We start from the raw sequence: 13335 nt of genomic DNA, 5'->3' as shown, positions 1-13335 counted from the left end.
AGCCCGAATGGCAAGCCGCGGCAACAAGAAGAACAGTTCGAAGGACCCCATCCGGGTTGCCATCATCGGCGGCGGTTGCGCAGGGCTCGCCGCCGCCTGGCAACTGTCCAGGCTAGGCCGCTACGAGATCACCGTCTACGAGAAGCGCTGGCTGCTGGGCGGCAAGGGCGCCTCGAGCCGCGACGACGACGGTCGCATCCGGGAACACGGCTTGCACATATGGCTCGGCTTCTACGAGAACGCCTTCCGGATGATGCGCCAGTGCTACGCGCATGTCGCCGCGAAGGAATGGGGCCCCAAAGCGGCAGCGCCCGGCGACAAATTGCCGCACGGCACCATGGATGAAGCCTTCGTTCCCGAACCGCACCTGGGCGTCGCGGTTCGGCGCGGCGTCGGCTCGACCCTGGATCCCGTGAGGAAGCTGGCGGTCTGGAGCGGCTACATGCCGCCGGCAGAAGGCATGCCGGGTGACGACATCTCGCCTGGCAACAATCCATTCACGCTGCCGAACTATCTCATTCGTTGCTACGAACTGCTCAAGACCTTGATGCTCAGCGTGGTTGCTCCGGGTGACGGCGAATGTCCCCCATCGAGGGAGGACATCGATCTGAAAAGCGTCTGCGATGCCGAGCGATCGGAGGAAGAGATCCTGGAATGGAGCGTTCGCCTGCTGCGAGGCAGTGCGTTGACTGCGGCATCCGTCATGCTCCAGGTCCTCTACGTTCTCAGACAACTGATGAACCAGGCGGAGGGCGCACCCCAGCGGGATTTCCAACTCTTTCGTCTGATCACCGCCGTCCTGGAGCAGGCACGCAAGCTGCTGCGTGACGTGACCTCTATCGATCGTGAACTGCGCAAGAAGATGGAGGTCATCGATATCGTGATCACCATCGCCGTAGGCTTGTACCGCGACCGGGTGCTGTTCAACAAGCGCGGACTGGACGCGATCAATGGGTCCGATTACAAGCGGTGGCTGGAGCAACATGGCGCAAGTCCGGACGCCCTGCATTCCGAATTTCTCGACGGAATCTATGACCTGACATTTGCCTACAAGGGGGGCGACGACCCGAACAATGGCCTTGCGGCGGGCGTGGCCCTGCGGGGTGCATTGCGCATGTTCTTCACTTATCGGGGGGCGATGTTCTGGCGCATGCGCTCAGGAATGGGCGATGCCGTGTTCGCGCCGCTCTACAAGGTGCTGTTAGACAAGAACGTCAAGTTCCGCTTTCTGCACGCCCTGGACAAGATGAACGTGGCGACGATCGATGGTCAACGCTACGTCAGCAGCCTTGATTTCAAGACCGATGGCGATCCGGAGGCGCTCGCGGGCGGCAAGGCACTCGACGACTGCGGCTGTTGGCCAGGCGACAGCCGTCTGTTCAGTGCCGCCGGCGCGACGGGCGACTTCTTGCAAACATCGACCATCGACGACTTCGACGCGCTGATCCTCGCCACCGGCGTCGACGACTTCTTCGATGTCGTCGAACGATCGGACTGGCCGGGCGGCGTGCCGGAGAAGTGGCAGAAGGTCGCAACGGCCGCTACGCAGTCGGCCCAGGTCTGGTTGTCGAAAGACCTCGAGGAACTGGGGTGGCGCCGCGGTTCCGGGATCATCACGGCATTGGGTACACCCTTCGAGACCTGGGCGGACATGACCCACACCATGGCGACCGAGAAAGCGTGGCGAGAGAACAAGAATATGGGACCGACCACGCATGACGATGCGCGATCGATCGCGTATTTCTGCGGAGTGATTCCGGGAGATGCCCATGCTGAAACGCCAAGGGATTCACAGCAGCGGGCGGAAGCTGAGAGGCAGGCGCAGCGCAAGGCAACGGAGGATCTGGAAGGTCTCTTGCATGAGAGTCTCCGCGACCTTTGGCCCGCTGCATTCGCCAACGGGAGAACCGCTCTCGACTTGCGGATCGGGGAACCCCACGTGCAGGTGAATCTGCACGGGTCCGACCGATACACGCTGTCGCTGCCTGGAGAGATCGGCAAGCGTGTCTCGCCGCTTGACCGGTCGATCGCGAACATGACCATCGCGGGCGACTGGACCGCGTCGGGCCTCGACGCTGGCTGTGTCGAAGCCGCCGTCATGTCCGGCATGCTGGCCGCTTATGCCATCAGCGGCGACAAGACGATCCTGAAATCCATCGTCGCGTTTGACCATCCATGAGCACGTCCATGACCGACACGCAGTCCGAACCCGCCAAGCAGCCGTCGCGCTGGCGCCGTCCCGATATCGAGGAGGTCGGTCCCAACCGGGCTGCGGGCGGGTTCTATCGCACCGGGACGAGCGTCAAGGGGACGCCGCGCAGCGGAGTTCCCTTGAGCACGGCCAATGCTGCTGTGGTTGCCGCAGTTCGGCTCGCCTACGAGGTGGCCGAGACGCAGGTAGCACGGAGCACGCGCATGGCGACGCGGCTTCGCACTGCCGCTGACGAGCAGGTAGGGGAGGGCAGCGGCGCCCATGCACTCGACGCTGCCGAGCGACTGGTCATGAAATCGTTTGTGTCGGGACTGGAATGGTGGGAAAGCTCGGTCGCCGAAGGCCGCTGCCCAGTGAAGCGCCTCGCTGCGGCCGAATACCAGATGCTCGGTACCTTGCTGGGACTGGGGCCGGCTGCGAAGCGCAAGGAAGCGGACGAACGCGGGGCAGCCGCTGCAGAACGTGCATCGACCGAGAACGTCGCGCGACCGGGCCGCACGGCGAAGCAGAAGCTGCAGGTTGTTCATACGGCCGGCGCCAGGGAGCGGCGACGCGTGGCCATCGACGATTGGGAGCTCACCTGCGCCAGCAGCCTGCAGGGAAAGGTCTACTTCTATTGCGCTGACCACGGCGTCACGGACCCGATCGAAGCGGAGGTGGTCTCGGAAGCCTATGGCAAGAATGCGCGGCTGACGATCCAGACGCCACCGCAGGCAGCCGCGGGGCAATGGCAATGTGTGATCTGTGACGACGATGGCTTGCAAGTCGGCCATATCGAGATCACGCTGTAGCCGCGAAGCCTTATGGGACACGCACGCGACACCTCCTTCGAAGGCACCGACGACGTGCTGGTCCGGGAGGTGCTCGGCGAATATGGTGAGCTCACGCGGCGCTATGTCGAAGCGTATCTGCAGCAAGGCGAGCCCGGTTCCTACCTCTACGAGCTGATGGCCGACTACCCGCGTCGAACCGGCAAGATGCTGCGTCCCAGCCTGTGCATCGCCATGGCCCGGGCGACGGGTGGGCGCGCCGAGGATGCGATGGCCTGCGCCGCATCGATCGAGCTGATGCACAACGCCATGCTGATCCACGACGACATCGAGGACGACAGCGACGAACGGCGCGGCACACCCACGCTGCATGCGCTGCATGGCGTCCCGCTCGCCATCAACGCCGGCGATGCCATGGGGCTGCTGAGCCTGCGCCCCCTCAAGGAGAACTTCCACCGCCTCGGATTCGCCACGGCCTTGCGCATCTTCGAGGAGACCGAACGCATGGCCTGGGAGACAGCCGAGGGCCAGGCACTGGAGCTCGGCTGGCAGCGGGACAACCGGGTCGACATCCGCGACGAGGACTATCTGAGCATGGTGCTGCAGAAGACCTGCTGGCTGGCCACGATTCATCCATTGCGCGTCGGCTGCCTCGTCGGAGCGCGCGGCAGCCTGCCGCTCGACCCGCTGATCCGGGTCGGCTTCTTCTTCGGTGCTGCCTTCCAGATCCAGGATGACCTCCTCAACCTGACGGCCGGACCCGCCTATGGCAAGGAAATCAACGGGGACCTGCGCGAAGGCAAGCGCACCCTGATGCTTATTCATGCCTTCAGGCAGGCCTCCGAGCGAGACAGCGGCCGCCTGGCGCGGCTGATGGGCAAGCCGCGATCCGCGCGAACCGACAAGGACATCGCCTGGATCTGCGGCCTGCTCGAGCGCAGCGGTGCCATGGACCATGCGCGGTCCGTGGCGCACGCCCTCGGCGGCGCGGCGCTCTACGAGTTCGACCAGTACTGCGCGGATCTGCCGGCAAGCCGGGACCTGCGCTTCATACGCGGCCTGCTGACCTGGGTGATGCAGCGCGTGCATTAGATCTGACCATGCACCCAAGCAGAAAACGAGGAGAACCATGGCCAGCACCCTCCTGCTCTACGGCGCCACGGGCTACTCGGGTCGCCTGATCGCTGCCGAGCTGAAGCACCGCCAGGCGGTCCAGCCAGGCGCCTTTAGCATCGTGCTCGCCGGACGCAACGCACAGCCGCTGATCGAGCTTGCCAACGCGCTCGGGACGGCTTACTGCGTCCTCGATCTCGAGGACGGACAAGCGCAGGTCCGGCGGGTGATCGGCGAGCATGAAGCGACGGTCATCATCAATGCGGCCGGACCGTTCGCCAGGACTGCGGATCGCCTTGCGAAGGCAGCAATCGCCCTTGGATGCCATTACGTGGACATCAACGGCGAGGCCGATGTGTACCGGAAAGTCGACGACAACGGCACCGAGGCATCGGCCGCAAACGTTGCACTGGTCTGCGGCGCGGGCTTCTGGGCCGCGGCATCCAATCTGCTGCTCGACGCCGCGCTGCAGGCGCTGGCACTTCCGGAAAACACAGAATTGGGCGCCATCCGGATCGCGATGTCGCGCATCAAGACCTTCTCGCGCGGCAGTGCAGAGACTGTGTGGGAGTCCCTGCGGCAGCAGGTACTCGTGGTCCGCAAGGGCAGGAACGAACGCGACGCGGTGGACCGGCTGGTCCTGCGACATGAACCGGTCGGGAAGCTCGAACGGCGATTCAATTTCGGCGACACCCGACCGACCAAGGTCGACGACTGGCGCATCGCTTCGGCGGCGAACCTGGTGGACACGCTTGCCGCCCAACGCACCGTCGAGCATCGAAGGCGGATGGTTCGCACCATCGAGTCCTATGTGGAAGCCGGTCGGCTTGCGCGGGCAGCCTACCAGCTCGGCGGATGGCTTGCTCCGCTGGTGGCGAACCGCACGGTGCGCACACTGGCGCAGCAGCCTATCGAGTTGTTGGCCGCAGGTCCCACGAAGAAAGAGCGCGAGGCCGAGCCGCATCTGATCGTGCTCGAGATCGAGGATTGCCTCCACAACACCCTGATCGATTGGCGGTGGAAGACGCCCAACGTGTATCAGTTCACGGCGCAACTGGCAGTCGGCGTGGCCGTGAGGCTGGGCACCGGCGCGCGCTTGAAAGGCTTTCTGACGCCGGCGCAGGTGCTTGCGGCAACTGAGGTAATGCAATACCCCGGCGCTGGCACCTTGCGCAATTGCTTGCTGGAACGCAGGAGGGGAACATGAAATGCTTCTGGCTCGGAACATGGGGCGCCGGCGCCGGTGGAGTCCCCGGGGCAATCGAGGTGCTGCAGGACCGCGACCGATACGTGGTCCTGATCTCGGCTGTGGATGATCCCGGCACCCCGACGCATCTGAAGTGCCAGATCGGCTTTGCCAACGACGCGAAGGCATGCAACCTCTGGCGTAGCCGCGGCTTCCCGGTGGTCGATGCCGCCATCCGTCTTTCAGGCGGAAGCACGATCGAAGTGCTCTCGCCCTACTTTGCCAACAGCGAAAACCGGATGCGTTACGGTGATCTGCTGCTCAGCATCGACGGCGTGCGCTTCGAGCAGGCTGCGGATTCCACACAGCAGCTTTCCGCCAGCTATCGACAGTACAAGGAGACCCCGTCGACCTCGAAACCCGCAACGGAGTTGCAGCGCGAGTCCGTCCAGTGGCAGCCGGCTCGATCACTCGTCAAGAAGGCAGGGGCGGCGGGGGCAACCATTGACGCGAGTGCTGCGCGGAAGCCAAGCCTCTCGCCTCTCGCTAGTGGAAAAACGGTTGTCGCCGATGTATGGACGGGTGTGTATGAAGATCCGGCCGAACCCGGGCTCCCCAAGTCGGCACAACGCAAGATCGTGGATCGGCGCGCTGAGCACGGCGATGCGGCATTCCAGTTCAGCGATATCGACGTCCTTTCGATGCGCATCGAGCTCGGCAAAAGCGACCCGGTGAAAAAGGGTTTGAGAGAGTTGATAGCGCCACTGAACTTCCCGGTGCCACCTTCCGATCCCGGTTTCACTTTCGAGGTCGCGACGTCGGTCATTCAGGTGATGCTGCTGCGTTACGGTCGCATGCAAGAGGCGGAAGGCGGCGCCACGGCCGACTACCAGTCCCAGCACGAACTGGTCGTCCGCCTGCTGGTCGGCAAAGTCGACAGCGGAGGCTCCACCTATAACGATCTTGCCGTCCATGCGCCGGCCATCTTCGTCGACAACCCCTGGTCGAAAGTCATCGGGCGCGAGTTGCAGGGTTTCGAAAAATGCCTGGCTGCCTTCTGTGTCGGGCAGGACGGGGCGCGTTCGCGTCTGAACCCCGATGGCGGTCTCGCCGGCGGATCCGGCAGTCGCCCTTTGTCGGACATCACGCGAATCGAACTGGTGGACCTGGTATCGAACGACCCCACATCGAACGGCTGGCCGCTGCTCGACATCCGCTCCCCGCCCGATGAGGGCGAATGGAAGTTGCCTCAGCGGCCCGGTGGGCTTTCACTGATGGAGTCGAACAGGAAGGACGCGGCGTGGCCGGGTTGGCGCATTGAGGATTTCGGCACCCAGGTGCAGTTCGATGGCTCGCTGCTGAATCGGCTTTGGTACGAGCTCAATCTGTTCGATTCGATTCAGGCGACGCCGATCGACAATCGCGGGCTCGTCCCGGCATGGATATCGGCCGTGTGCAAGGTGGATGACCTGACGTATCAGTCGCCGCCCGGCAGCCCCGCCGCCCAGGTGCACGTCACCTTCCACGCACCCGATGCGGCTCCGCGCGGATGGCAGAAGCTATGCGATCTGCTGGGTCCGGACAATCTGACGCGGGATGTCTCCGACTGGTATCGCTCGAAGTTCTCCATGACCCTGACCGGTCAGGACGAGTTGTACGGCGGCCACTCCGGCGGCTGAGACGATGCACGCTCAAACCTGGATGCTCTCCGTCGCGAGCGCCTGCCGCAGCGTCGCCAGCCGCTCTGCCATCCAGCGGTCCTGCGCCGGGTAGTCGTCCTGTCCGTCGAGCAATTGCAGCGTCGACTGCCCGAGTTCCACTGCGGCCGGATCGGCGCCGACCCGCACCACCAACGCCGCCGCGGCGCGCAAGGCATTCGCGATCGATCCCTGAGTGTCGGCCAGTTCCAGGGCCTTGCGCAGGAGTTCAGCGGCGGCGACGACGTCATGGGTCAGCTCGGCCTTCGAGATCAGAAGTTCCGCGTTCATGCGCGTCTCTTCGCTGGCTTCAGCGCGCAGGAATGCCTGCTCGATCAATTGCGCCGCGTGGGCGTCCTGCCCCGCCACTTTGAAACCTCGTGCCAGGCCCCACAAGTACCAGGACGCGTTCAGTCCCACCCCCTTGGTCGCCAGCGCCATGCAGGTGTCGTACGCCTCCTTCAATGCGTCCGGCGCGGGCGCCATGGCCGCCTGCGCGAGGCGATCGATGAGGAAGCCCGTCACGAACCATTCCTCGAAGCCGTGGCGCTGCGAGATCTCGACTGCCTTCTGCGCCGCTTCCCTGCTTTGCGCATGGCGCCGCTGGGTGAGCCGAACACCCGCAATCCAGGCGTGCATGTACGCCTTGTCGAAATCGTGGTCGGGACGATCCACATGCTGCAGACCCTGCCGTATCGCCGCTTCCGCGGCGGCGGAATCTCCCAGGAGCCATTCGACCGTCGGCAGGATGGCCAATGCGGCGGTCGCCGGATCGTTGGGCACCGGATAGCTCAGGTTTTCTCCGCCTGCCTCCTGGTAGAGCGCAAGGCAGCGCTTGATCCAGGACCGGCACTCTTCCAGGCTCCGGTAGTACAAGGTGGCATAGCAATGCACGCTCATCGCGTCGATCCGGAATTCGGGTCGGCCCGACTGTTCTGCCAGCGCCATGGACTGAAGCGACAAGTCGTACCCTGCCGCGAGCTTCCCGCTGACGAGGTTGAAGGCGGTGCGGCCGCGCAGGATGGGAAAGAGCATCTCGGCCTGGACCGTTTCGCCACATGCTTCGTGCGCACTCCGATAGACGGACTCGACCTGCGGTGCGGAATAGCCGTGCCGCCCGGTGAGCGCCACGCCCTTCTGGATCAGCAGGTTGAACTGCAACTCGCGGTGCCTCGCGGCGTCCTTGACCTCGTCGATGATCTTCAAGGCAGCTTCGCAATGGCCCTCGGCTTCGACATAGGCGCCGCGCCTGACAGTGTCTTCGCTCGCAGCCAGATGGACCTGGATCGACTCCTCGTAGCGGGCGGCCTCGCACAAGTGCTGCGCCAGTTCGTCCGAGGACGCGTCCAGGCTTGCCGAATGGATCGACCTCATCTTGTCGGCCACCCGCGAATGGAGTTGGCGCCGGTCGTCCCGCAGCAGGGTCTGGTAGACCGCATCACGAATCATGGTGTGCGAGAAGCGCGCACGGTCCACGGAAGCATCGCCAGGGGGCAGGAACAAGCCATGTTCCGCAAGCAGCTGGATAACCTGCGACACACCTCCTGCCTGACTCGGCACCATCTGCTCCAGCAGGCTGACGGAAAATTCGCGCCCGAGCACGGAAGCGGCTTGAACAACTGCCTTGTGTTGCTGCCAACGCTCCAGGCGGGACTCCACCACGAGCTGCAGCGGCGCCGGCACCGGCCCGCGCATCGACGCGCCGGTGGCAAGTGCATCCGCGCGCGAGGAAGACTCCAGAACACCCCGCGTGACCTCTTCGAGAATCAGCGGCACTCCTTCGCAGCGGCGCACGATATCGCTGACCAGGGTGCCGGTAAGCGCTCCGCCCCTGGCGACCGAACGGACCAGATCGACTGCATCGGCCTGCGAAAGAGGACCCAGGGCAATCTCGTCGCAACTATTCCCATCGCTCCCAAGCGGGAACTCGGGCTTGGAGCGCGAAGTGACGATGAGCAGCACACGCATCGAGCTCACTTCCCTTGCAAGCCGCTGGACCGCCGTGGCTGTCGTGTCGTCGGCCCAGTGCAGATCCTCGCAAAGCAGCAGCAGCGGCCCGCGTGCGGTATGGGCACGCAACACCTTTACGACGGATGAGATCGTCATCTCGCGCAGGGTGTCCGGCGCCTGCGCGGCCGGGTCGGACGACGTGGCCAGTCCCAACACCGGTGCCAGGACGTCCATTGCTTCCGTGGTCTCGTCCGCCTGGAGCAGGCTACCGATGAACTGCCGGGCGAGCTCCGATTTCCGGCCGGGAGGAGTCGAAGGATCCGTCATGCCCGCCGCCCGGCGGAACCAGACGCCTACGGGAAACAGGGGGCTGTTTCGAGTGCTCGGCGTGCAATCGATCTCCACGCGCGCTGCGTTGTCGCGAAGTGCCCAGTCGAATACGGCTCTCGCCAGACGTGACTTGCCCATGCCAGCGTCGCCAAGGATCGACACCACATGCCCTGTGCCGGCGCGCGATTCGGCCCATGCCCGGGCCAGTCTTGCCAGTTCCTCCCCCCGGCCGATGATCTCGCCGCCGGACACGTCGAAGCGCTGCGCCTCGAAGCGGGAAACGACAGCCGTTTCGGCCACGACCTGCCATGCTTGCAGGCCGTTCTCGAACCCCTTGGCGGGCCGCACCCCAAGGTCCCTGTAGTCGAAGAAGCTCTTGGCGAGCCGTCGCGTACTTTCGTCGATCACGACCTGGTTCGGTTCAGCGATGGTCTTGAGCCTCTCTGCCACGTTGAGCGGCACGCCTTCGAGCGACCTCTCGATGAGATCGACAGCGATGGCCCCCGAAGCAATGCCGATGCGAAGCTCGAGGACGGCGCTGCCGGAATGAATCGCGCGCACGGATTGCAAGAGGGCCAGGCCTGCGCGCACCGCAGCTTCCGGTGCATCCTCGCGCGCGTGCGGATAGCCGAAGAGAATCAGCGCACCGTCGCCTTCCCAGCGTTCCACATAGCCCCCATGCTGGCTGACGACCTGGTTGACCGACTTCCTGAAGGCCCGCGCGAGTGCGAGTCCGTCGGACGGGTCGAGTCCGGCCCAGATCTGCGTCGATCCCACGATGTCGCACTTGACCGCGGTGGCCAGGCGAAGCTCTGCGTCCGGAGCAGCCAGGTCTGCATCTCGACCAGGATCTGTGATGCGGGGACTTGGTTCGTGCATGGCTGCTCCACTCCAGATCTCTTGCCGCGCCGTGTCAGCAGCCTTGCGGCGGCATGGCAAGCCGCCAGCGAACGTCGCGCATGGAAACCGCGCCGCCCTGGGCGCTCGAAAGCGTGCCCAGGGCCACCCAGTCCTCCATGCCGTCGCGGAACTTCGTCACGATTCGGTGCCTGCTCTTGGTCGGGGCAAGCATCGCGTTGGAGTAGCTCAGTTCCCAGTAGGAACAGATCAGCAAGGCGCTGCGCTTGATGCCCGCCGGCGCGAGTACGTCCGCCGGGCGCAGGCCGAGGAACGGCATCTCCAGGATGCTGCGGATGTCGTTCCATCGCGCAAGCGTGGAGGCCACGCCCGGCATCGAACCCCACTGTGCCGGGGTATCGATGTCATCCACGAACCAGGTCGTCGCGAGGTCGGGGCTGGACACCGTGTGCGTCGTCGCGCCCGGGTTTTCCGTCCGGCCCAGGTTCGCGAGCTCCTTGGCGTAGCCGAAGAACTCGTTCCCGCCGTCGACCGCGGTCTGATTGTTGAGGTACATCCGCGGCACGTAGTTGTGCCACCTGTCGCCGAGCGGCCCCCGCACGACGAAAGGGATGAGAAGGATCATCTCTTCGTACCCGGTTCCCACTTGCGTCGGATAGCCCCAGAACAGGGTGGAAGGCTCGCGCTGGTCCCCGATCAGGTGCACGACAGGGTGCTTGGACGCGGCGGCGCCGGTGACCGATGGCTTGAGCCTCGCAAGAGACAGTCCATCGGGAAGCATCTTTTTCACGATCTCCCGATCGATCATGGTGACGACCACCGTACCGCTGTAGGTCGACTGCAGGCCTGTCCACGTCGGGCCGGGCCTCGGATCGTAGGTGCCCACGAAATCCGTAGGACGGGAAAACACATCCGCCTCCGGGCCGCCGTACGCACCGCTTGATGCGACCAGGAGCGCGACCCAGACCACGCGCCACCACCGGCGCAAGACGCCCGGTCGCGAAAGGTCACCCAAGTTCATGGACTCTTCCTCCGTTTCATGCTGCTTATTGAACGGTGGATACGCCCGACACTCGCCAGTCCCCCGCGGCCAAGGTCGGCTAGCACGAAAGCGTTAGCAGTCTAGGGTGCGCGAGCTGCCAGTGTCAATCAAGCGAGGTCTAGATTGCCAGGGCGCTTGCGTCCGATGCCAGTTGGCCCATGTGCTCACTGCCCATGCGCCACCCACACGCTGGTGCGTTACCCAAAGCCTTGAACTTGCCGGAACACATTCGTGCCGAGCGCAGTCCCATGGACCGCCAGGTGCGCCCCCAACTGGATGGCCTGCAGCAGCTCGGCCGGTGTCAGCTCTTGCGACAGCGCCGTGGCGACGATCTGCCGTATCGCCTGCGGATTGAAAGCTGTAAAGCACGCGTGCAATGCCAGCTGGACCAGGCTGCGCTCCGCCGGGGTGAGGCCATCGCCGGGACGGCCTTGCTCGACAAAGTCGAGAAGCATCTCGGCATAGCCCGGGTCGAGCCGCGCGACAGAGGTCAGTGCCAGCGCGTGCTCGGGACCGAGCCGGTCGATGCGAATCTGGAGTGCCTCGTCGACCGACGCCATTGCGCTCAAGTCAGTGAACTCGGCCAGGATGTCGGTCGCCTGGCACACGCTGGCAACACCTTGCACGGCAACAAGGTGCAGCACATCGAAAATGTCTGCCTGGGTAGCACCTGCTTCGAGCGCCCGCTTCATGTGGGTGTGCAAGCCGGGCTCGAATAGATGGGAAGAAGAGGAATCGAGCGCCACATAGATGAGCTCCACCATGCGCTCCGTCAGCGGCCCGGTGCGCGCGGGATAGCCGGCATAGCGAGCGTATTGCTGCACGAAGGCGGGGCACACCTGCAGCATGGTCTCGGTCCAGGGGCGCCAGTAGCCTCGCTCCGCGATGAAGGACTGCTTGATCTGCTCGCGCGCGTCGTCGGCCGGGCCGGCTGGTGTTTTCATGGCGACTCCTGTGGCACGGCGCCACGGCAAGCAATGGTTTGCCCCGTGAGGTACTGGGCAGCAGATCCGCAGACGAAGCGCAGCAATGGGTGCAATGCCGCTGGGTCCACCTCCCTCGGTACTTCCAGCGCATTGATTCGCAAGGCCCGAGGTCCCCACTCGCAGGCGAGTGTCGAGACCAGCATGCGTGCCGCGGCAGCATCGCCGGCGTCTTGCCACCGACCGGCCTTTTCGAAAGGCAACATCAACGTCAGGCTGGCCTGCTCTGCGCAGCGCGCTGCGAAACGTGCCGCGGCGGCATGCACGGCCTCCAACAGGCAAGTCGATTCACAGTGCAGCGGCGACAGATCGAGGCAGGCTGCATAGTGCGCGCCTTCCGCGGGCGCCTGTGCCACGGCTTTCCATGGTGCCGCTTCGCCGCCGCAGACCTCCAGGTGCAGCGGCATATCGAAGGGTCGCGGTTGCAGCGTGGCCGGCGCGAACGGCTGGCTGCCGCCATAGACAGAAGAGCCGCCATTCACTGCGAGCACCTGCCCGCTCAGCGGTTGCGCTCCGGTGCTGGCCAGAAAGTACAGCGCCCGCGCCATTTCCTCCGGTACCGCCATGCGGCCGAGCGGAATCTTCGCGACTGCGCGCTCGGGCCTGAGTCGACCGGCCTGGATGAGTCCGTCCACCAATTCGGTCCGCACGAATCCTGGGGCCAGCACCGTCACGCACCAGTCGGGGCGCGCCTTTGCCAGGGCCAAGGTCTGCGCGATGAGTCCCGCCTTGCTCGGGCTGTAGGCACCGCGCCATGGAATGGCATGCAGGCCAGCGCCGGATGCCACGTTCACGATGCGTGCGCCGGCCTTGAGCAGATGAGTACACGCATCCACCACCGCCGCCGGCGCTGCCAGATTCAGCGCGAGCAGGCGATCCAGCTGCGCCTGGCCTTGCGCTGCGAGCGGCGTATTGGACGTGTCGGACATGCCGGCGTTGTTGATGACGGCGTCGAGTTCGGGCGTGCCTTCACACAGGGACGCGATCTGCCTGGGGTCCGTCAGGTCGATCGTGCGCAGCACATGCACGCCCGAAGCGGGGGAGGGCAGGCCTTGTCCCGACAGGTACAAGGCCTGCTCGTTGTTGTCGACCAGCACGCATTGCCAGCCTGCGCCGGCAAACAGCCGTGCGGTGTCGCGCCCGATGCCCGAGGCGGCACCGGTGATCAGAACGGTGGGCATCTGCAGGTCAGCG

At 64.8% G+C, this 13335-nt stretch carries 9 protein-coding genes; 5 read left to right on the top strand and 4 right to left on the bottom strand.

Annotated features, from left to right (window positions below; all coding sequences use genetic code 11):
- Positions 1–7 precede the first annotated feature (7 nt).
- Genes G3W89_RS15300 through G3W89_RS15280 form a run of 5 tightly spaced genes read left to right on the top strand, consistent with a single transcriptional unit; the run spans position 8 to position 6960 of the window.
- Positions 8–2179, top strand: a complete 2172-nt coding sequence (locus tag G3W89_RS15300; protein WP_162574987.1) for an FAD-dependent oxidoreductase — start codon at positions 8–10, stop codon at positions 2177–2179.
- 8 nt (positions 2180–2187) lie between these two features.
- Positions 2188–3003 (top strand): hypothetical protein, encoded by an 816-nt coding sequence (locus G3W89_RS15295; protein WP_162574986.1) that lies wholly within the window; start codon positions 2188–2190, stop codon positions 3001–3003.
- A gap of 12 nt (positions 3004–3015) precedes the next feature.
- Complete coding sequence (locus tag G3W89_RS15290; RefSeq protein ID WP_162574985.1) at positions 3016–4074, top strand: polyprenyl synthetase family protein; 1059 nt, start codon at positions 3016–3018, stop codon at positions 4072–4074.
- A gap of 37 nt (positions 4075–4111) precedes the next feature.
- A complete protein-coding gene (locus G3W89_RS15285) occupies positions 4112–5302 on the top strand; it encodes a saccharopine dehydrogenase NADP-binding domain-containing protein (protein WP_162574984.1) in 1191 nt (396 codons plus the stop codon).
- Positions 5299–6960, top strand: a complete 1662-nt coding sequence (locus G3W89_RS15280) for a hypothetical protein (RefSeq protein ID WP_162574983.1) — start codon at positions 5299–5301, stop codon at positions 6958–6960. Before G3W89_RS15285 ends, G3W89_RS15280 begins: the two co-directional genes overlap by 4 nt.
- Before the next feature lie 12 nt (positions 6961–6972).
- Here G3W89_RS15280 and G3W89_RS15275 read toward each other — a convergent pair whose 3' ends face one another.
- The 4 genes from G3W89_RS15275 to G3W89_RS15260 form a co-directional block, all read right to left on the bottom strand.
- On the bottom strand, positions 6973–10137 hold the full coding sequence (locus G3W89_RS15275) for an ATP-binding protein (RefSeq protein ID WP_162574982.1): 3165 nt from the start codon (positions 10135–10137) through the stop codon (positions 6973–6975).
- A 34-nt stretch (positions 10138–10171) separates the two neighbouring features.
- On the bottom strand, positions 10172–11137 hold the full coding sequence (locus tag G3W89_RS15270) for an acetoacetate decarboxylase family protein (protein WP_162574981.1): 966 nt from the start codon (positions 11135–11137) through the stop codon (positions 10172–10174).
- Between the two features lie 218 nt (positions 11138–11355).
- Positions 11356–12102, bottom strand: a complete 747-nt coding sequence (locus G3W89_RS15265) for a carboxymuconolactone decarboxylase family protein (RefSeq protein ID WP_162574980.1) — start codon at positions 12100–12102, stop codon at positions 11356–11358.
- Complete coding sequence (locus G3W89_RS15260) at positions 12099–13322, bottom strand: SDR family oxidoreductase (protein WP_162574979.1); 1224 nt, start codon at positions 13320–13322, stop codon at positions 12099–12101. The genes G3W89_RS15265 and G3W89_RS15260 overlap by 4 nt, the downstream gene beginning before the upstream one ends.
- Positions 13323–13335 lie beyond the last annotated feature (13 nt).

It is taken from the genome of Variovorax sp. PBL-H6, from assembly GCF_901827155.1.
Classification (GTDB): domain Bacteria; phylum Pseudomonadota; class Gammaproteobacteria; order Burkholderiales; family Burkholderiaceae_C; genus Variovorax.
The sequence above is the reverse complement of the archived record's forward strand: the minus strand, read 5'-3'. Positions and strand labels throughout refer to the sequence as shown.